At 63.3% G+C, this 19733-nt stretch carries 23 protein-coding genes; 12 read left to right on the top strand and 11 right to left on the bottom strand.

What is annotated here, in order from left to right; all coding sequences use genetic code 11:
* Positions 1–105 precede the first annotated feature (105 nt).
* Positions 106–1017, bottom strand: coding sequence for a LysR family transcriptional regulator (locus N7E70_RS08275; protein ID WP_263006041.1), 912 nt, complete (start codon positions 1015–1017; stop codon positions 106–108).
* Between the two features lie 99 nt (positions 1018–1116).
* Between N7E70_RS08275 and N7E70_RS08270 the strand changes: the two genes are divergently transcribed.
* The 3 genes from N7E70_RS08270 to N7E70_RS08260 all read left to right on the top strand — a co-directional run bounded on the left by N7E70_RS08270 (position 1117) and on the right by N7E70_RS08260 (position 3078).
* On the top strand, positions 1117–1734 hold the full coding sequence (locus N7E70_RS08270; protein WP_263006040.1) for a DUF6506 family protein: 618 nt from the start codon (positions 1117–1119) through the stop codon (positions 1732–1734).
* A gap of 203 nt (positions 1735–1937) precedes the next feature.
* A complete protein-coding gene (locus N7E70_RS08265; protein ID WP_067957734.1) occupies positions 1938–2525 on the top strand; it encodes a YqaA family protein in 588 nt (195 codons plus the stop codon).
* Between the two features lie 37 nt (positions 2526–2562).
* Positions 2563–3078: a disulfide bond formation protein B gene (locus tag N7E70_RS08260; RefSeq protein WP_182575187.1), complete on the top strand. Its 516-nt coding sequence runs from the start codon at positions 2563–2565 to the stop codon at positions 3076–3078.
* Between the two features lie 75 nt (positions 3079–3153).
* Here N7E70_RS08260 and N7E70_RS08255 read toward each other — a convergent pair whose 3' ends face one another.
* Positions 3154–3711, bottom strand: a complete 558-nt coding sequence (locus N7E70_RS08255) for an HNH endonuclease (RefSeq protein ID WP_067966138.1) — start codon at positions 3709–3711, stop codon at positions 3154–3156.
* A gap of 118 nt (positions 3712–3829) precedes the next feature.
* Positions 3830–4483 carry a DNA-3-methyladenine glycosylase family protein gene (locus tag N7E70_RS08250; protein WP_263006039.1) on the bottom strand — a complete coding sequence of 218 codons (654 nt, stop codon included), beginning with the start codon at positions 4481–4483 and terminating at the stop codon, positions 3830–3832.
* 75 nt (positions 4484–4558) lie between these two features.
* Here N7E70_RS08250 and gluQRS point away from each other — a divergent pair, with 75 nt between their 5' ends.
* Complete coding sequence (gene gluQRS, locus N7E70_RS08245) at positions 4559–5473, top strand: tRNA glutamyl-Q(34) synthetase GluQRS (RefSeq protein WP_263006038.1); 915 nt, start codon at positions 4559–4561, stop codon at positions 5471–5473.
* 66 nt (positions 5474–5539) lie between these two features.
* On the opposite strand, the gene N7E70_RS08240 is transcribed toward gluQRS, so the two are convergent.
* Positions 5540–5836, bottom strand: a complete 297-nt coding sequence (locus N7E70_RS08240) for a hypothetical protein (RefSeq protein WP_067957722.1) — start codon at positions 5834–5836, stop codon at positions 5540–5542.
* Positions 5837–6034: 198 nt separating this feature from the next.
* Between N7E70_RS08240 and N7E70_RS08235 the strand changes: the two genes are divergently transcribed.
* Positions 6035–6928, top strand: a complete 894-nt coding sequence (locus N7E70_RS08235) for a DMT family transporter (RefSeq protein WP_263006037.1) — start codon at positions 6035–6037, stop codon at positions 6926–6928.
* Here N7E70_RS08235 and N7E70_RS08230 read toward each other — a convergent pair.
* Positions 6895–7746, bottom strand: coding sequence for a YihY/virulence factor BrkB family protein (locus N7E70_RS08230; protein ID WP_182575183.1), 852 nt, complete (start codon positions 7744–7746; stop codon positions 6895–6897). The two genes, N7E70_RS08235 and N7E70_RS08230, sit on opposite strands and share 34 nt — an antisense overlap.
* A gap of 148 nt (positions 7747–7894) precedes the next feature.
* Between N7E70_RS08230 and N7E70_RS08225 the strand changes: the two genes are divergently transcribed.
* From N7E70_RS08225 to N7E70_RS08195, 7 genes are all read left to right on the top strand, one after another.
* Positions 7895–8737, top strand: a complete 843-nt coding sequence (locus N7E70_RS08225) for an SDR family oxidoreductase (RefSeq protein WP_263006036.1) — start codon at positions 7895–7897, stop codon at positions 8735–8737.
* 27 nt (positions 8738–8764) lie between these two features.
* Positions 8765–8959, top strand: coding sequence for a twin transmembrane helix small protein (locus N7E70_RS08220; RefSeq protein WP_067957711.1), 195 nt, complete (start codon positions 8765–8767; stop codon positions 8957–8959).
* 12 nt (positions 8960–8971) lie between these two features.
* Positions 8972–9553 (top strand): cob(I)yrinic acid a,c-diamide adenosyltransferase, encoded by a 582-nt coding sequence (locus tag N7E70_RS08215; protein WP_067957709.1) that lies wholly within the window; start codon positions 8972–8974, stop codon positions 9551–9553.
* Positions 9554–9592: 39 nt separating this feature from the next.
* A complete protein-coding gene (locus tag N7E70_RS08210) occupies positions 9593–10381 on the top strand; it encodes a rhomboid family intramembrane serine protease (protein WP_067957706.1) in 789 nt (262 codons plus the stop codon).
* A 221-nt stretch (positions 10382–10602) separates the two neighbouring features.
* A complete protein-coding gene (locus N7E70_RS08205) occupies positions 10603–11352 on the top strand; it encodes an electron transfer flavoprotein subunit beta/FixA family protein (protein WP_067957703.1) in 750 nt (249 codons plus the stop codon).
* 24 nt (positions 11353–11376) lie between these two features.
* Positions 11377–12306 carry an electron transfer flavoprotein subunit alpha/FixB family protein gene (locus N7E70_RS08200; protein WP_263006035.1) on the top strand — a complete coding sequence of 310 codons (930 nt, stop codon included), beginning with the start codon at positions 11377–11379 and terminating at the stop codon, positions 12304–12306.
* Between the two features lie 111 nt (positions 12307–12417).
* Entirely contained in the window at positions 12418–13299 is an 882-nt protein-coding gene (locus N7E70_RS08195; RefSeq protein WP_067966133.1) for a 3-hydroxybutyryl-CoA dehydrogenase, read from the top strand.
* A gap of 43 nt (positions 13300–13342) precedes the next feature.
* On the opposite strand, the gene N7E70_RS08190 is transcribed toward N7E70_RS08195, so the two are convergent.
* From N7E70_RS08190 to tlpA, 6 genes are all read right to left on the bottom strand, one after another.
* Entirely contained in the window at positions 13343–14083 is a 741-nt protein-coding gene (locus N7E70_RS08190; protein ID WP_182575180.1) for a GGDEF domain-containing protein, read from the bottom strand.
* A 226-nt stretch (positions 14084–14309) separates the two neighbouring features.
* Positions 14310–15356: a sn-glycerol-3-phosphate ABC transporter ATP-binding protein UgpC gene (gene ugpC, locus N7E70_RS08185; RefSeq protein WP_263006034.1), complete on the bottom strand. Its 1047-nt coding sequence runs from the start codon at positions 15354–15356 to the stop codon at positions 14310–14312.
* Complete coding sequence (gene ugpE / locus N7E70_RS08180) at positions 15356–16204, bottom strand: sn-glycerol-3-phosphate ABC transporter permease UgpE (protein WP_157097196.1); 849 nt, start codon at positions 16202–16204, stop codon at positions 15356–15358. Before ugpE ends, ugpC begins: the two co-directional genes overlap by 1 nt.
* A 40-nt stretch (positions 16205–16244) precedes the next feature.
* Positions 16245–17129, bottom strand: coding sequence for a sn-glycerol-3-phosphate ABC transporter permease UgpA (gene ugpA / locus N7E70_RS08175; RefSeq protein ID WP_067957693.1), 885 nt, complete (start codon positions 17127–17129; stop codon positions 16245–16247).
* Between the two features lie 220 nt (positions 17130–17349).
* Positions 17350–18660 carry a sn-glycerol-3-phosphate ABC transporter substrate-binding protein UgpB gene (ugpB, locus tag N7E70_RS08170; protein WP_067957691.1) on the bottom strand — a complete coding sequence of 437 codons (1311 nt, stop codon included), beginning with the start codon at positions 18658–18660 and terminating at the stop codon, positions 17350–17352.
* Positions 18661–19017: 357 nt separating this feature from the next.
* Entirely contained in the window at positions 19018–19710 is a 693-nt protein-coding gene (gene tlpA, locus N7E70_RS08165) for a thiol:disulfide interchange protein TlpA (protein WP_067957688.1), read from the bottom strand.
* Between the last annotated feature and the right edge of the window lie 23 nt (positions 19711–19733).

Below are 19733 nucleotides of genomic sequence, written 5' to 3'. Positions count from 1 at the left end.
CGGACTATACGGTCGGGCGGCCCTTCGTCAACTGGGGAGCGGCGCCTTTGCGCAACTTCATGCCGGTACGGCGTTCGCCGGCGCAGCGAAAGCGGTCGCGCGCAACTACCTGCCTCCGTCAAGATGTGCCAGCAGCCGTTCGCGCAGGTGGCGCGCGGCGGGGCCTGGGGGCTGGTCGATGCGCCAGAGCAAATAGGCGGACAGCGCTGTCTCGGACTGTGAGCCCAGGGCGGTGGCAGTGACGCGCACAAGGGCGCCATGGGCGAGGTCGACGTCGACCATCCAGCTGGGAAGATTGCCCCAGCCGATGCCGGCCCGGATCAGTGCCAGCTTGGTCGCGAGATCGCTGACACGCCAGGTGCCGGGTGACAGCACGGCGAAATCCAGCCCTTCGCTCACCGGCGAGGGATCGCTGACGACGATCTGTAGGTGGTCGGACAGGTCGACCGCCGACCAACCGGCTGCGGGCGGCGCCGCGAGCGGGTGATGGGCAGCACACACGGCGACGAAGGGCTGCGCCGGGCCAAGGCACTCGGCTTCGACGAGGCTGTCGCGCTGGGTATCGGTGGTGATGGCGAGCGTGCAGTGCCGGTTGATGAGCGCATGCAATGCCGCGCGCATCGGCAACGTCTTCAGTGCGACGCCGACCGAAGGGTGCTCGGCCCTGAGGTCGAGAAGCGCGCCGGCCAGGATGCCGGCAGGGATGACCGGATCGATGGCTATTGCGAGCGAAAGCTCCAGCCCCTGCCCCAGCCCGCGCGCCCGGGCGCGCATGGCGTCGACCTTGATCAGGATCGCCCTGGCATCAGTGAGCAGCGCCTGCCCTTCGGCGGTCAATTCGGGCTTCCGGCCGGTGCGGGTGAACAGCGCCACGTTGAGCTCGGCTTCAAGGTTGCCGATGGCATGGCTGATCGCCGATTGTACCCGCGACAGCCGCGCAGCACCGGCGCGAAAGCTGCCACCTTCGACGACGGCGACGAAGGTTCGCATCTGGTCCAGCGTCAGATTGTCAAGCACAGTTCGATTTCTTCGATCAGTGGCTGCAGAACTATGGCAATTACCAAGATCAGTGTTCTGTCGCAACTTGTCGCTATCGAAGACAAACGAGGACACAACATGCATATCGACAAGGCCCTGATCTATGAAGCTCCCGGCGCCGACCCGACCATCGACCGAAGCGTGCTGGAGACGCCGGACGGCAGGATCACCATCATTGCCCTGGGCGATCCGATACAGGCACCGGCGGTGGCGCATGAGCTCGCCGCGCAGGGAGCCAAGCTGATCGAGCTGTGCGGCGGCATCTCGCCGGCGTGGCGCCCCAAGGTCTCGGCCGTCGTCGGACACGACGTCAAGGTGAGCTCGGTGACCTTTGGCATCGAATCCTTGCAGCCGGCGGCTGCCTACAATCAGGCCTTCATCGACGGCAAGCCGCCGCTGGCGGCCTTCATCATCCTGAAGCGGGATGCCGAACCGGAGCGTGACAGGTTCGTGAGCAGTTTTCCGCCGCTCGACACGCATTTCATTGCCGTTCCAGATGGGGCAACGGCCGCCGAGGTTGCAGCACGGCTCGCCCGGGAAGGATTTGGCCTGATCGAGCTCTATGGCGGGTTTTCGACCGAGGACGTGGCCGAGATCATCCAGGCGGTGGGCGGGTTGGCCCCGGTAGGCGTGGGCAGCTTCGCGCTCGATGCGCTGCAGCCCGGGCAGCATGTGGCGGCCGGGCGCGCCGTATAGCACCACACCATGATCGGCGGCCACGGCCGCCGATTGCGTGCCATCACGCTTCATCTGCAGCGATGGCCCGGGCAAGTATGTCTCAAGCGTGATCACGCGACAGAATGTAACGTTGCCCCGGCTTTCACATTCGTGAAGACCCCAAGCATTGTGCGCCACAGCAATTCTTCCTAAACAGGCAGCGCATATCTCAAGGGGGCCAGATGCTTCGCCGACTCTACGACTGGACCTTGTCGCTCGCGGCAAGGAAATCCGCCGAATGGTGGCTGGCCTTCATCGCCTTCGTCGAAAGCTCGGTCTTCCTGGTACCGGCCGACGTGCTCTACTTGCCGATGGCGCTGTCGCGACCGGACAAGGCCTATCGTTACGCAATCATCGCCACCGTGGCCTCAGTGCTCGGCGGCATCGCCGGTTGGTATATCGGCCACTACGCCTTCGAGGCGGTGGCAAAGCCGGTGCTCGAATTCTACGGCAAGTATGACGAGTTCGAAGCGCTCAAGGTCTCGTCGGGCGCCGGCATCATCCTGTTGATGCTGGTCACCTCAGGGCTGTCGCACCTGCCGCCGATCAAGGTGGTGACCATTCTCGCCGGCGTCGTCAGCTTCCCGCTTGGCTGGTTCATCGTCTCGGCGATCGTCGCCCGCGGCGCCCGCTTCCTGTTCCTGGCCTGGCTGCTGCGCACCTATGGCGAGCCGATCCGCGAATTCATCGAAAAGCGCCTCGGGCTGCTCGCCGGCCTCGCCGCCGCTGCCCTTATTTTGCTCTATCTTCTCGTCAGATACCTCCACTGAACGGCGAATGCCGGTAACAACAGCTGGGCACCCAAGAATGACTTCCCTCGCCTCTCCGACCGGCCGCAGCCAGACGCTGACCGCAATCTTCCTCACCGTCGCCATGGCAGCCGTCGTCGGCACAGCGCTCGGCTTCCAGCACATCGGCGGCTACCTGCCCTGCAAGCTCTGCCTCGAGCAGCGCACGCCCTATTATGTCGGAGTGCCGCTGATGGCGCTGGCGGCGCTGTCGTCGGCGCTGCACTGGCCGGCCTGGATGACCCGCGCGCTCCTGGCCGTAGGTGGATTGCTGATGCTCTACGGGCTCTATCTCGGCGCCTACCATGCCGGCGTCGAATGGCGCTGGTGGGCCGGCCCGACCGATTGCGCGGCCGTCAGCGGCACGATCGACACCGGCGGCAAGGGCCTGCTCGACGTGCTCAACAACGTCGTGCCGCCACGTTGCGAGGATGCCGCCTTGCGCGTGCTCGGCCTGTCCTTCGCCGGCTGGAACGTTCTCGCCAGCGCTTTCCTGGCGGCGGTGGCGTTGCGTGGGGCTTTCAGGAAGGGGTAGCACCTCGGGGGTCGCGATCCTTCGCCCCCTCAGTCCTGCCGGACATCTCCCCCAAAAAGGGGAGATCAGCCTTCATCAAGGCTCGAGCTCAACATCCCAATAGAGATAGTCCATCCAGCTTTCGTGCAGATGGTTGGGCGGAAACAGCCGGCCATTGTTGTGCAGGTCGTGCACCGTCGGCTGGAACGGCTTCTGCAGCGGCCACATCTTGGCCTGCGACGGCATCATGCCGCCCTTCCTGAGATTGCAGGGCGAGCAGGCCGCGACGACGTTTTCCCACGTGGTCGCCCCGCCGCTGTGGCGCGGGATGACGTGGTCAAAGGTCAGATCCTCCGGGGTGCCGCAATATTGGCACTGGAAGCGGTCGCGCAGGAAGACGTTGAAACGGGTGAAGGCGGGATAGCGCGACGGCTTCACATAATGCTTCAGGCTGACGACGCTGGGCAGCTTCATCGAAAAGGTCGGCGATGAGACGGCGTGCTCGTATTCGGCGACGATGTTGACGCGGTCGAGGAACACCGCCTTGATCGCGTCCTGCCAGGACCACAACGACAAGGGGTAGTAGCTGAGCGGACGATAATCCGCATTCAGCACTAGTGCTGGGAGCCCATCCGGAGACACGGCAACCGTCACTTCCTGCACCTCCTTGGTCCTCGAACCTAACGGCACGAATACTGTAAGCCCGAGGTGACAGGAATGTGAAGCGTCTGGCCGGTCACATAACCCGTCAAAAAACCGCGATTTTGCGGATTTACGCAGGATTTCCAGCCGGCGGCGCGCCATCGCGACCACGGGTCTCGCGATAATACGCCCAGAACAGCCTCGATGCGACCCCTCGCCACGGCGCCCATGATTCGGCAAGCCGAATCAGTGCCTTCTCACCGGGGCGCGGATCGATGCCCAGCGCATGGCCTACGGCCGATTGCAAGGCGACATCGCGGGCCGGAAAAATATCGGGATGGCCGGCGGCGAACAGCAGATACACCTCCGCCGTCCACGGGCCGATACCGGGAATTGCGATCATCGCCGCCATCGCTTCGTGGGCGTCGAGCCGGCAGAGGCCGTCGAGGTCGAGGCCGTCGGTCGCTGCCTGCGCCACCGCCAGAAGCGTGCGCTGCTTTGGCCGTGACAGGCCGGCCTCGCGGAACATGCCCTCACCGGCGGCAAGCAGGCCTTGCGGCGTCAGTGGATCGACCAGAGCTGTCAGGCGGCCGAAGATCGCCTTGGCACTTGCCGTCGACACCTGCTGCGAAACGATGATCGAGGCGAGGCTGGCAAAGCCCGGTTCGGTCAGCCTGAGCGGCACCTCGCCGGCCATGCCGCGAACCGCCTGCAGGCGCGGATCGATCGCGCATAACGCGTCGAGGCCGAAATTGACGTCGTCGAGATTGGAGATGCGGCGCATGCGTCACTTGTTAGGTTGCGGCAGGCAACGTAGCAATCGGCAAGGCACACCTTCAATCCGGCACCAGCAACGCTCATGACGGCTCCTGTCTTTCGCTTCGCGCCCAGTCCCAACGGCAAATTGCACCTCGGCCACGCGCTATCGGCGTTGACCAATGAAAGGATGGCGGCCAGTGCCGGCGGCCGGCTGCTGCTGCGCATCGAGGACATCGACGTAACTCGCTGCAATCCGGAGTTCGAGGCCGGCATCTTCCGCGACCTCGCCTGGCTGGGTGTCGCCTACGAGCGGCCGGTACGGCGCCAGTCGGACCATTTCGCCGAATACGAGGCAGCGCTCGAACGGCTGAAGAAGGACGAACTCGTCTATCCCGCCTTCATGAGCCGGGGCGAGATACGCGGCGCGATCATGGACCATGAGGCGTCGGGAGAAAGCTGGCCGCGCGATCCAGACGGCGCGCCGGTCTATCCCGGCGCAGACAAGCAGATGTCGCAGCGGGAGCGCCGGCGCCGCATCAATGCGGGCGCGCCTTTTGCCTGGCGGCTCGATACCGCCGCAGCACTGGCGCGGCTGGACGGCCATTTGAGCTGGCGCGAATGGGCCGACGAGGCGATGGATGGCGTGGCGGAAATTGCCGCCGACCCGCTGCAATGGGGCGACGTGATCATCGCCCGACGGGAGATCCCGACGAGCTATCACCTGTCGGTGGTGCTCGACGACGCACTGCAGGGCGTGAGCCATGTCGTGCGCGGCAAGGACCTCTATTTCGCGACCTCGGTACAGCGCCTGCTGCAGCAGGTGCTCGGCCTGCCGCAGCCGGGCTATTTCCACCACCGGCTGATAACAGGTCCTGATGGACGAAAGCTGTCGAAAAGCCAACGCGACACCGGCCTCGCCGCATTGCGGGAGGCCGGTGAGACGCCAGAATCGGTCAAGGCGATGCTGGAGCGCCGTGCGTCCGATTGGCCGCACAAAGGACGCTCGAGTCCCTAAGAATCTGCGCCTCGTGCGTTCCGAAGATCGATGCCGATTTTCGAGCCGATGCACCAGGCCAATGCACTAAGGTTGTAGCATCCGGGCGATCGCCGCCTTGATCAGCGCAAGCACGCTGATGAAGATGAAGGCGCCGCCAAGCCCCCAGGCGGTCGCCAGTTGCAGGTCGCGCAGCGTGATGCCGTAGCTGTTGGCGACGAGCACCGCGCCGAAGAAGCCAGTGGTGAACAGCAGCATGTTGCCGGTCGGGCCGAAGCCGTCGTCCTTCATGATGGCGTCGAGTGCAGCACCAAAGAAGAAGGCCATGACGGCGACGAAGGCGACCGCCATCATCAACCAGCCCGGATCGAGATTCCACAGCATGCGCGGTCCTTTCAGAGGCCGACTGTGCAGTTCTCCCAGGCCCCCTCCCGGGCAAGTTTCTCCCAGATCAGGTCGTCAGATCAGGTCCGGTGAATCTATGGATCAATCGTTTCATTTTGATTGTCCTAATGTTCGGCATTAGAGCGATCCCGGTAAGATTCCTTCCGGAAGCGGCGTCCGGCGGCGCCAGGGGTATCCATGACATCTTCTCCAAAGCGGCTGATTCCGGCCACCTTCGTGCTGCTCTGGGCGACGGGCTTCATCGGCGCGCGCTACGCCATGCCTTGGGCGGAGCCGTTCACCTTCTTGGCCGTGCGCTTCGTCCTCGCCTTCCTGCTGCTCGCCGCAGTGATGCTGGCGCTCGGCTCCACCAGGCTCACGCGGCGGGCCGCCCTGCACTCCGTACTCATCGGCATGCTGCTGCATGGGGTCTATCTCGGCGGCGTGTTCTGGGCGATCCACCAGGGCTTGCCGGCGGGCCTGTCGGCGCTGATCGCCGGGCTGCAGCCGGTGGTCACCGCCGTACTTGCAGGAAAGATGCTCGGCGAGGAGATCAAGCCCAAGCACTGGGTCGGGCTTGCCATTGGCTTCGTCGGCGTGGTGATCGTGCTTTCCCCCAAGCTCGGCGCGATCGGCGGCGGCGTGACCTGGCAGACGCTGACTGCGTCAGTGATCGCCATGGCCGGCATCAGTGCCGGCACCATCTGGCAGAAGCGCGTCGGCGCGGCCAGCGACCTGGTATCAGGTACATTCTGGCAATATGTCGGCGCTGCGATCCTGATGACCATCGCCTCCTTCGCCTTCGAACACCAGCAGGTGACGATCAATGGCGAGCTGATCTTCGCCATGGCCTGGCTGGTGTTCGTGCTGTCGATCGGCGCGATCTTCCTGTTGATGGTGATGATCCGCGACGGCGCCATATCGAAGGTCGCTTCGCTGTTCTACCTCGTGCCGGCGGTGACCGCTGTCCTTGCCTGGCTGCTGTTCGGCGAAGAACTGTCGGCGATCCAACTGGTTGGCATGGCGATCGCCACGCTCGGCGTCGGCCTGGCGACGGCTCAACCCGGCACGCGGGCGCGGGCTTCGAGATAGCGGCTGATCGCGGCATTGAGCTCGCCGCCGAGGATGAAGATCGCCGAGACGATGTAGAGGAAGACCACCGCGATCATGATCGAGGCGAGGCCGGCATAGGTGGTGACGTAGGACGAGAAGGTATCGAGATAGGCGGCGAAGATCGTCGAGCCGACAACCCAGGCGATGAGCGTGAAGACGATGCCGGGGATGATGCTGAGGAAGCGACGGCGGCCGGCCGGCAGCCACATGTGCACGGCAAACAGGCCGAATACGATGACCGCCGAAGCGATGGTGAAGCGCCAGACGGTAATGGTGCCCATATAGGGCTGGATCCATTCGAACTTGGCTTCGAGGATGCGCGCGATGATCGGCGCGAACACCAGAAGCACCGAGATGGCGACAAAGCTGATCGTGGCGATGAGCACGAAGAAGATGCTCTGGATACGCCGGAACCAGAAGGTGCGGGTCTCGGTGATGCGGTAGGCACGGTTGAGCGAGGTACGCAGCGCCTCGACGCCGTTTGAGGCAAAGTAGGCGGCAAGCACGACGCCGTAGGTCAGAAGATCGGTGCGCGGCACGGTGAGAACATTGACCACCTCGCGGGCGATGGGGGCCGCGATTTGGTCGGGCCAGGTGTCGAAGACGAGATGCACGGCCGTTTCGGCGAACGCATCGGCGCCCAGAAAGCTGGCGAGCGTGGTGGCGAAGATCAGGAACGGGAACAGCGCCATCAGCGCCGAAATGGCGAGATGACTGGCCATCGCCCAACCGTCGTCATCATGGAAATGGCCGGCTGCGTCGAAGAGCACGCGCCTCGTGGCGACGATCTTGCGCATCAGCTCCAGTTTTCCGCTCCGTCCGTTGGGTCCTGGCCAACTACCTAGCGGCCGACAGTGACACGGCCAATCATGAATTGGCCAATTGTTTCGTGGCGGCGAATATGGGAAGGCTTTGCCCTCATTTGCAAGGCCGGGCAAAAACGAAGTGAACCCGATCAACGAGTTACGCACGATAATCGTGACCGGCGCGTCGTCGGGCATCGGCGCCCATTGCGCCCGCGCACTGAAGGCCGAGGGCTGGCGCGTGTTCGCCACGGCGCGCAAGACCGAGGATCTGGCGGCACTCGAGACCGACGGTCTCGAGGCGCTGTTCCTCGACTACGCCAAGCCGGAATCGATCGAGGCGTTGGTCGAAACCGTGCTTGGACGTACCGGCGGCAGGCTCAACGCGCTGTTCAACAATGGTGCGCACGCCCAGCCGGGCGCAGTCGAGGATCTGCCGATGGCGGCACTGCGGGACCAATTCGAGGCCAACTTCTTCGGCTGGCACGACCTGACACGGCGCGTCGTTCCGGTGATGCGTGCGCAGAACCACGGCCGCATCGTCAACTGCTCGTCGATCCTCGGCCTGACGCCGGTGCCGTTCCGCGGCGCCTACTCCGCCTCCAAGCATGCGCTGGAGGGGCTTATGCTTTGCATGCGTCAGGAACTCGCCGGCAGCGGCGTCCATGTCGCGATGATCGAGCCCGGCCCGATACGCTCGAAGATCGCCACCAACGGGCTCGACTGGTTCCTGCGCTACATCGACCACGAAAACTCGCCCCACCACGTGGCCTATCGCGCCCAACTCGACAGGCTGTCCAGCGGCGGCTCGAAATCGCGGCTCAAGCTGGGACCGGAAGCGGTTCATGCGGTATTGCGACACGCCCTGCTGTCGCCCCGGCCGCGCCCGCATTATGTTGTCACGACGCCCGCGAGAATCGGCGTCGTGCTGAAGCGGCTGCTGCCTGCTTCGCTGCTTTACAGAATTCTGGCCCGCCAAGCCTGACCGGCCTACGACTGAACTGGAACCAATATGGCTACCGTCTTCAACATCCTCGCCGTCGTCTTCATGTTCGCCGTGGTGGTGGTCCTGATCCGCGGCCTGATCCACATGCTGCGCGGCGGCTCCGGCAACACCTCGAACAAGCTGATGCAGGCACGCGTGCTGCTGCAGGCAGTGGCGCTGGTGTTCATCCTGCTCACCCTTTATTTCACCCGTGGCGGCTGAGCGGAGCGCGGAATGGTCAAGCTCAACAAGATCTACACCCGCACCGGCGACGATGGCACCACCGGCCTGGGCTCGGGCGAAAGGCGGCTGAAATCAGACCTGCGCGTCGAAGCCTATGGCGCCGTCGACGAGGCCAATGCCTGCATCGGCATGGCGCGGGTGCATACCGCGACGGAGAACCCCGACATCGACGCCATGCTTTACCGCATCCAGAACGACATGTTCGATCTCGGCGCGGACCTGTCGACCCCCGACACCGGCAAGGACCTTGGCTACGAGCCGCTGCGCATCATCGCCAGCCAGACCGCGCGCATCGAGGCCGACATCGACGTGCTGAACGCCGGTCTCGAGCCGCTGCGCTCGTTTGTGCTGAATGGCGGATCGGCGGCGGCAGCAGCGCTGCATCTGGCCCGCACGGTTGCCCGCCGCGCCGAGCGTGTGATGGTGGCCTTGGCGCAGGACCCCGGCGAACACGTCAACCGTGAGGGCATACGCTACATCAACCGGGTTTCCGACCTGCTGTTCGTTGCCGCGCGCGTGGTCAATGACAACGGAAAAGCCGATGTGCTATGGGTTCCCGGCAAGAACCGCTGATTTGCTGATAAGGTTGCCGGGAGGGCGGAAGCGAGCCGCATGTTCATTCCGCTCTATGATTCCAATCACCTGCGCCACATCAGGCTGCAATATGTCACGCTCAGCCTGATCGCGATCAACGTCATCGTGTATCTCCTGACCACGGTCGGCGGCGAGGACTTTGCCACCGCTGCCGTGCTCGGGCTCGGCTACATCCCCTCCGTCGTGCACGATCTGGCGGAGCTGTCGCCGGATCTGATCATCATTCCGGAAAACTTGAGCTACGTCACCTATTCATTCCTGCATGGCGACATCTTCCATCTCGGCGGCAACATGCTGTTCCTCTGGGTGTTCGGCGACAATGTCGAAGATGCGCTCGGGCATTTCCGCTTCCTGGTGTTCTACTTGCTCTGCGCGGTCGCCGGCGCTTTCCTGCACGGGCTGATCCTGCCGGATTCGCAGACGCCACTGATCGGCGCCTCGGGCGCCATCGCCGGCATCGTCGCCGCCTACCTGATCCTCTACCCCCGGGTGAAGGTGTGGGTGCTGGCCTTCGCCCGTATCCCGCTGCGCATTCCGGCCTGGATCCCACTGATCCTGTGGGTCGCCTTCCAGTTCCTGATGATCGCCATCGGCGGCGACGACGAGGTCAGTTGGGCGGCGCATGTCGGCGGCATCGTCGCCGGTGCCGTAATGGTGCTCGTCCTGCGCCGCCGCGAGGTGCCGCTGTTTGCCGATGCCGAAGAGGCGGTGCCGAGCCCTGACAAGGCCGAGGCGCCGGCCATGCCGGAGCCCGCTACGCCCGAGCCGCCGACAGCCCAGCCGACCACGCGCTGGGGCCGGCAATAGCGGCCGCTGGCACAGCTTTTTTCAAACGATTTGAGCTTCAAGCAGATATTGACGCTAAGGTTAGCCGCAACTACGGTCCCGCCGCTTGCGGCAGCCCTCCCGCCACCAAAAGCGCGAGATCAAGTCTGTTTTTCCGCCCAATATGTCGGCAATCGACAATTGCGTGGGGCCAAGCGCTGCTATAGCGCGCACAATATCGCTGTTCAGAGAGGTACCAGCCCATGAAAGTTCTCGTCCCGGTCAAGCGGGTTGTCGATGCGAACGTGAAGGTGCGCGTGAAATCGGACGGCTCGGGCGTTGAGCTCGCCAACGTCAAGATGGCGATGAACCCGTTCGATGAGATCGCGGTCGAAGAGGCCATCCGCCTCAAGGAAGCCGGCAAGGTCGAAGAGATCGTCGTGGTTTCGATCGGACCTGCGCAGGCCCAGGAAACGCTGCGCACCGCTCTCGCCATGGGCGCCGATCGCGCCATCCTGGTGAAGACCGACGAAGCCGTCGAGCCGCTCGGCGTCGCCAAGGTGCTGAAGGGCGTGGTCGAGGCTGAGACGCCGGGCCTGGTGCTGCTCGGCAAGCAGGCGATCGACGACGATTCGAACCAGACCGGCCAGATGCTGGCGGCCCTGCTGGGCTGGGCCCAGGGCACCTTCGCCTCGAAGATCGAGCTCGCCGGTGATCATGCCAACGTGACGCGCGAAGTCGACGGCGGCCTGCAGACGGTGTCGCTCAAGATGCCGGCGATCGTCACAGTCGACCTGCGCCTCAACCAGCCGCGCTATGCCTCGCTGCCCAACATCATGAAGGCCAAGAAGAAGCCGCTCGACGAGAAGTCGGCCGCCGACTTCGGTGCCGACATCACGCCGCGCCTCAAGGTGCTGAAGACCGAGGAGCCGGGTGGCCGCAAGGCAGGCATCAAGGTCAAGACCGCGGCTGAGCTCGTCGACAAGCTGCGCAACGAAGCCGGCGTGCTCTAAGCGAAGCGGAAAGGGATCAAAAACATGGCAATTCTCCTCATCGCCGAACACGACAACGCTTCGCTCTCCGACCAGACCGCCAAGGCGCTGTCGGCGGCCCTGAAGATCGGTTCCGACATCGACGTGCTGGTCGCCGGCAAGGGCGCCAAGGCAGCGGCCGATGCAGCCGCCAAGCTGAAGGGCGTGCGCAAGGTTCTGCTCGCTGAAAGCGAAGAACTGGCCGAACGCCTGGCCGAACCGACTGCGGCACTCGTCGTCGGCCTCGCCGGCAACTACGACACCATCGTCGCCGCTGCCACCTCGACCGGCAAGAACGTTGCTCCGCGCGTCGCTGCTCTGCTCGACGTCGCCCAGGTCTCGGAAATCATCGAGGTCGTCTCGGCCGACACCTTCAAGCGTCCGATCTATGCCGGCAACGCCATACAGACGGTGCAGGCGACCGACGCCAAGAAGGTCATCACCGTGCGTACGGCTTCCTTCCAGGCAGCGGGCGAAGGTGGTTCGGCCGCCGTCGAGACCATCTCCGCTGCGGCCAATCCCGGCCTGTCCTCCTTCGTCGAGAACAAGCTGTCGGAGAGCGATCGCCCGGAGCTGACCTCGGCCAAGATCATCATCTCGGGTGGCCGCGCGCTCGGTTCGTCGGAGAAGTTCCAGGAAGTCATCCTGCCCGTCGCCGACAAGCTCGGCGCCGCCGTCGGCGCCAGCCGTGCTGCGGTCGACGCCGGCTACGCTCCCAACGACTGGCAGGTCGGCCAGACCGGCAAGGTGGTCGCCCCCGATCTCTACATCGCCTGCGGCATCTCGGGTGCGATCCAGCACCTCGCCGGCATGAAGGACTCGAAGGTCATCGTCGCCATCAACAAGGACGAAGAGGCCCCGATCTTCCAGGTGGCCGACTATGGCATCGTCGGCGACCTGTTCACTGTCCTGCCCGAGCTCGAAAAGGCGCTTTGACGCCCGATCAGCTCAGGGATTAAAATGTGATGGCCGGGGTAGACGAGTGCTACCCCGGCCATTTAGTTTGCATTGCACAAAACTAAAAGAGCCTGCGACGGGATAGGTGTGATGACGGGTAAGATCGAGACGATCGGCATTGTCGGCGCTGGCCAGATGGGCGGCGGTATCGCACATGTTTCGGCACTCGCCGGCTACAGTGTGCTGCTCTACGACTTGTCGCCGGAGCGCATCGAAAAAGGCATCGCCACCATCAATGGCAATCTGGCGCGCCAGGTCGCTTCGGGCAAGCTCGAGGACCAGGCCCGCAAGGATGCGATGAACCGCATCTCGTCCGCACCCGCCATGGCCGACCTCGCCAGCGCCGATCTCGTCATCGAGGCGGCGACCGAAGACGAGACGATCAAGCGCAAGATCTATGCGCAGCTGTGTCCGCAGCTGAACCCGGAGGCGATCCTCGCCACCAACACCTCGTCGATCTCGATCACGCGGCTGGCCGCCCAGACCGATCGACCCGAGCGCTTCATCGGTATCCACTTCATGAATCCGGTGCCGGTGATGAAGCTGGTCGAGCTGGTGCGCGGTATCGCCACCGAAGACAAGACTTTCGAATCCGCCAAGGCCTATGTCGCCAACCTCGACAAGACGGTGACGGTCTCGGAGGATTTCCCGGCTTTCATCGTCAACCGCATCCTTTTGCCGATGATCAACGAGGCGATCTACACGCTATATGAAGGCGTCGGCACCGTCGAAGCCATCGACACGGCAATGAAGCTCGGCGCCAATCACCCGATGGGGCCGCTGCAGCTCGCCGACTTCATCGGCCTCGACACCTGCCTGTCGATCATGCAGGTGCTCCACGACGGCTTGTCGGACTCGAAGTATCGCCCCTGCCCGCTGCTGGTGAAGTATGTCGAAGCCGGCTGGCTCGGCCGCAAGACCGGACGCGGCTTCTACGACTATCGCGGCGAGCACCCGGTCCCGACACGCTGAGCGGCGTTCCGGCGGGCGCCTCGCCTGCCATGAACCTGCTGCCTCAGTTCGGACGTCCCTGATAATACCAGCTCGGCGTCCGTTCCGGCGGCATCGGCGCCAGTTCGACGCGGTTGCGGCCTGCGCCCTTGGCTTCGTAGAGATGCAGGTCGGCGACGCGGAACAGCTCCTCGAACAACACCGGCCGGTCGAACAGGGCGCCACCGACGCTGACCGTCAGCGTGTGGCGGTTGCCGCCGGGCCGGAAGGGTGCGTCGGCCACCGAACGGCGGATACGCTCGGCGATATCTGCGGCACTGAGCGGCGACGCGCCGGGCAGGAAGACGGCAAACTCCTCGCCGCCGAGACGGCCGAGCATGTCGTCTCCCCTCAGGCAGGGCTGGATTGCCGCGACGATGACGCGCAGCGCCTCATCGCCTTCGGCATGGCCGAAACGGTCGTTGACCATCTTGAAGTGATCGGCGTCGATGACGAGCAACGCGCCCATGGCGCGCTGGCGGCGCGCGATCTCGCGGGTAAGCACATTCTCGACGCGGGATGAGAACGCCCCCCTGTTGAGGCAGGCGGTCAGTGCGTCGGTCGAGGCGGCGACAACGAGCTTGTGGTTGACGACGGCCAGTTCGCGCAGCTTGAGCGTCAGATAGAAAAACAGCGGTGCTGCCAAAAGTATCGGCACGAGCGTCGCTTCGATCAAGGCGAGACCGAGCATTTCCGAGCCGGCATTGCGAAACAGGGCAATCGTGACCACGAGCGAGACGGCGACACAACCGAGCGTTCCGAACACTGTCCAACCCGCGAGTTGCAACCATGCCCTTGAAGACAGTTTCGTCAACGATGCCGGCAAATCTGACACCTCCTGGATCGTGAGCCGATTTTCGATCAGGCTGCATGAACAAGAGGTTAGCACAGGTCGTCAAATTCAAGCGATCGCTCACGATTGCTATCGGACAGCCATGCGCACGTCGAAAGCTCAGCAAGACACAACATCAGCGAGGTTCGTCGCCCTCCCTCTAGACGCGCTTGCCGTCGCTGCCGAAGAAATGCAGCTTTTCCCGCCGCGTAAAGATCGGCAATTGGTCGCCCGCCTGCACCTCGGTGCGGCCAGCGACGCGCACCACGATCTTGCCGCCGCCAGCCGCGCAATAGAGGAAACTCTCGGCGCCCACCGGCTCGACGCCCTCGACCCTGGCCATCAGCCTAAGGCCATCGCCAGACACTGCCCCATCGGCGCCGACCTCGCAGTCCTCGGGGCGGAAGCCGATGGTTGCGGCGTTGCCTGCTATTTCGGGCAAAGTCACCGCATCTACGAGCTGGCCGCCGCGCAGCGGCAGAAGGTTCATCGGCGGCGCGCCGATGAAGGAAGCGACGAAGGTCGATGCCGGCTTTTCATAGATGTCGAGCGGCGCGCCGAGCTGTTCGACCAGCCCGCCATTCATCACCACCAGAACGTCGGCCAGCGTCATCGCCTCGAGCTGGTCATGGGTGACATAGACCGAGGTGACGCCGAGCTGGCGCTGCAGGCTCTTGATCTCGACGCGCATCTGGCCGCGCAGCTTGGCGTCGAGGTTGCTGAGCGGCTCGTCGAACAGGAACACCTTGGGGTTGCGCACAATGGCGCGGCCCATGGCGACGCGCTGGCGCTGGCCGCCCGAGAGCTCACGCGGGCGACGTTCAAGCAGGTGCTCGAGTTCCAGCGTCTTGGCAGTGGTCCGCACGCGCTTGTCGACCTCGTCCTTCGGCATGCCGCGGTTGCGCAGGCCGTAGGCCATGTTGTCGTAGACCTTCATATGCGGGTAGAGCGCATAATTCTGAAACACCATGGCGATGTCGCGCTCGGTCGGGCCGATGGCGTTGACCACCTTGCCGTCGATCGAGCAGGTGCCGGCCGAAATAGTTTCCAGCCCGGCAATCATGCGCAAAAGCGTGGACTTGCCGCAGCCCGAGGGGCCGACGAGCACGCACAAAGCCTTGTCGGGAATGGCGATGGAGACGCCCTTCACCGCTTCGACCCCGCCGGCATAGACCTTGCGTACGTCCTTGAGATCGACGGTTGCCATTATTTCTCCGTATCGACGAGGCCGCGGACGAACCAGCGCTGCATCAGCACAACGACCAGGATGGGCGGCACGATGGCCAGCATGGATGTGACCATCACCAGATGCCATTCGGTATCGGCATCGGCAAAGGAGATCATCTTTTTCAGTGCAATGACGATGGTGTTCATGTCGTTACGGTTGGTGACGAGCAGCGGCCAGAGATATTGCGTCCAGCCATAGATGAACAGGATGACGAACAACGCCGCGATATTGGTGCGCGACAGGGGCAGCAGGATATCCTTGAAGAAGCGCCAGGGGCCGGCGCCGTCGACGCGCGCGGCCTCGACCAGCTCACCCGGGATGGTGAGGAAGAACTGGCGGAACAGAAGCGTCGCGGTGGCGGACGCGATCAGTGGCAAAATCAGCCCAGTGTAGGTGTCGATCAGGCCGAGATCGACCATCACCTTGTAGGTCGGCAGGATCCGCACCTCGACCGGCAGCATAAGCGTGATGAAGATCAGCCAGAAAAACACCATGCGGAACGGAAAGCGGAAAAAGACGATGGCATAGGCCGACAGGATCGAGATGACGATCTTGCCGATGGCGATGCCGAGCGCAACGATGGTGGTGTTGAACAAAAGGGTTGCGACGCTGACCCCGCCGATGCGCCCGACGCCGCCGAACAGCGCCTCGTAATAATTCTCGACAAAACGGTCGCCGGGCAAAAGCGGTAGCGGCGGACGCAGGATCGTCTGCAGCGAATGGGTCGAGGCAACGAAGGTGTAGTAGATCGGGAACGCGACGATGACGATGCCGAGGATCAGGATGGCATGCGCGACGTAAATGCCGGCGATCGACTGGCCGATCATCAGCTTGTCGTGACCGCTCGCAGGCACAAGGGCTTTCGGCTCAGCCATAATGCACCTTCCTCTCGACATAGCGGAACTGGATGGCGGTGAGCGCGATCACGATGACCATCAGGATCACCGACTGTGCCGCCGAATCGCCGAGGATCAGATTGACGAAGCCGTCATTGTAGACCTTGTAGACCATCGTCTCGGTCGCCTTGCCCGGCCCGCCGCCCGTCACGGCATGGATGATGCCGAAAGTGTCGAAGAAGGCGTAGACGGTGTTCACCACCAGCAGGAAGAAGGTCGTCGGCGCCAGCAGCGGAAAGACGATGGTCCAGAAGCGCTTGTTTTCGCCGGCGCCGTCGATGGCCGCCGCCTCGATCAAAGTCTTGGGGATCGCCTGTAGGCCGGCGACGAAAAACAGGAAATTATAGCTGATCTGCTTCCACGACGCGGCAGCCACCACGAGCACCATCGCCTGCTCGCCATCGAGCAGCGGGTCCCAGTTGATGCCGAGCCAGCGCAGGCCATAGGCAAGCGAGCCGATCGAGGGGTTGAACAGGAACAGCCACAGCATGCCGGCAATGGCGGGTGCGACCGCATATGGCCAGATCATCAGCGTGCGGTAGAGGCCCCGGCTGCGCACCACCTTCTCGGCCATGACGGCGAGCAGCAATGCCGTCGCCATCGCCACCGCCGCGACCGAGATCGAGAAGATCGCCGTGACCTGGATCGAGTTGAGGTAGTTGGGGTCCGACAGCACCTTCTTGAAATTGTCGAACCAGACAAATTTCGACGACAGCCCGAACGGGTCCTCGCGCAGCATCGACTGGCGCAACGCCTGGCTGGCCGGCCAATAGAAGAAGATCAAGGTGATCGCCAGTTGCGGCGCCACCAGCAGGTAAGGCAGGATCTTGTTGGGAAAGACGACGCGTGGGGACAATGAGGGCCTCTGGTTACGCGTTTGTCAGAAATGGCCTGGCGCCGCATTCTTCGGCCCAGCGTTTGCGCTGCCCCTCACCCTTACCCTCTCCCCGTGAAGAACGGAAAGAGGGAGCGGGCCACCTTGCAGCTTGTCCCTCTCCCCGTCATAAGGGGAGAAGGTGCCGGCAGGCGGATGAGCGGCAGCACTACGATGGCATCAAGCGGGCATCAAGCGGGCGTCAGTTGCCGATCGCTTCCTGGATCGCCTTGTTGCCGCGCGTGACAGCGTTGTCGAGCGCCTGCTGGGCGGTCTGCTGGCCGGCGAGCATCTTTTCGAACTCTTCGTTCTCGATGTCGCGGACCTGCGGCAAGTTGATGAGGCGCACGCCCTTCGAGTTTTCGGTCGGGGCCTTGCCCATCATCTGGGTGATCGGAATCTCTCGGCCCGGGTTCTTGTCATAGAAGCCGGACTTCTTGGTTTCTTCATAGGCAGCAATGGTGACCGGCAGGTAGCCGGACACCTGGTGCAGGCGGGCCTGAATCGGCGTCTGCGACAGGAAGGTGAAGAAGGCTGCGACGCCCTTGTACTCTTCGTCCGATTTGTCGCCAAAGACCCAGAGGCTGGCGCCTCCCGGGATGGTGTTCTGCGGTGTGCCTTCGAGATCAGGATAGTAGGGCAACTGGCCGAGGCCATAGTTCATGCCCGACTTGATGACGTCGCCCAAGCCGCCCGAGGACTCGGTGAAAAGGCCGCATTCGCCGGCGAGGAAAAGCTGTTTGGCCTCGGAAGTGCGACCGCCATACTTGAAGGTGCCGTCCTTGGCGAGGTCGGCGATGGCCTGGAAGTGCTTGACGAAGGGCTCCGAATTGAACTTCAGCTCGACGTCTGTCCCGGCAAGGCCGTTTTCGTTGGTGCCGTACTGGAGGTTGTTCCAGGCGGCGAAATTCTCCAGGCCGATCCAGGTCAGCCACGTCGAGGTGTAGCCGCAATTCGCAGCGCCGCTGGTCTTGATCTTCTTGGCGGCTTCGAAGACTTCCGGCCAAGTCTTGGGCGGATTGTCGGCATCGAGACCGGCCTTCTGGAAGATGTCCTTGTTGTAGTAGAGGATCGGCGAGGACGAATTGTAGGGGAACGACAGCATCGTGCCATCCGGCTTCGAATAATAGGCGACAATACCGGGCAGGTACTGGCTCTTGTCGAAGGCCGCGCCACCCATGGAAAGGATATCGGCGACTGGCTTGACCGCGCCTTCGGCTCCCATCATGACGCCGGTGCCGACATCGAAAACCTGGATGATGTGCGGCGACTGCTTGGCGCGGAAGGCGGCGATGCCGGCGTTCAACGTTTCGGGATAGGTGCCCTTGAAAACCGGAACGATCTTGTAGTCGCTCTGGCTCTCGTTGAATTCCTTGGAAAGCTGCTCGACGACCTCGTTGTTCGCGCCGGTCATGGCATGCCACCATGAGATCTCGGTGACGGCGAAGGCGGAGGTGCTGGACAACAGCGTCATGGTGGCGGCAACTCCGGCCGCGAAGCCTAGGGTCTTCATTGTCTCGCTCCCGTTCTGGTTGGCGAAATGTTTAGTTCCGCTGGGACCAGTATTGTCGGATTATGACAACGCCACAACAGTTTTGTAGCGATCGCATGAAGGTCGCATTTGGCGCGCTTCGATTTCGCTTTTTCCACAACCACATGACATGCTTTCGTTTTTCTAGAAAACGAAAACAAATTGCCGAGAATTGGACTCGCCCCACCTGCCGACAACGCCGGCTAATGAACGGCTGGAAATGGAACGGACATGCCGCGCGGCTTCCTTCGCGGATGAAAACCGCGAAGATGACGGCCTCGACAGTGCAATCTCAAATTGCAGTGGCGCAAAAGCAAACGTGTGTGGACACGCAAGGCCCTAATTGGCGAGCGCCGCCTCGACCAGCTTTTTGGCGTCGGGGCTGGCCCATTCGGCGGGGCCGTTCATGTTGGCAAGCAGGCAGCCTTCGCCGTCGATCAAAAGCGTGACCGGCAGGCCGAGCGCCAGCCCTCGCTTCTTCAGATCGTTGAACACGGCGAGCGTGTTGTCGCGGTAATGGCCAAGCGAGGAGATGCCGATCTCTTCGAGGAACTTCTGCGGCTTGGTGTCGTCGCCGGTGTCGACATTGATCGCCACGACCTCGAACTCCTCGCCGCCCATCTCGCGCTCCAGAGCATCGAGCGCCGGCATCTCGGCGCGGCACGGCGCGCACCAGGTGGCCCAGAGATTGACCAGCAACGTGCGACCGGCATGGTCGGCGATGGTCATCGGCTTGCCCTCGGGATCGTTGAAGGCAAGCGTCTTCAGCGACTGCGGCGGGTCGGCCGGCATCATCGCGGCGACATGGCCGACGGCGACGGCACCCACGGCTTTGGCCTTTTCTGCCTTCGCCGCGCACAGCTTGTCGTCGGGGCTTGCAGAACTGGTGTCGGCGGCGACCGTCGGCTGCGGCGTCTTGTTGCCAGGAAGGGTCGTGCTGACATATACCGCGACCGCGCCGGCGATCACGCCCGCAACGGCGGCAATCAGTATATGGCGTGGGGCTGGAAACATTTTTCTGCGGTCCGACATCTAATCAATTTTCTCCGGAGCCC

The organism is Aminobacter sp. NyZ550 (assembly GCF_025628925.2).
GTDB lineage: Bacteria > Pseudomonadota > Alphaproteobacteria > Rhizobiales > Rhizobiaceae > Aminobacter > Aminobacter ciceronei.
The sequence above is the reverse complement of the archived record's forward strand: the minus strand, read 5'-3'. Positions and strand labels throughout refer to the sequence as shown.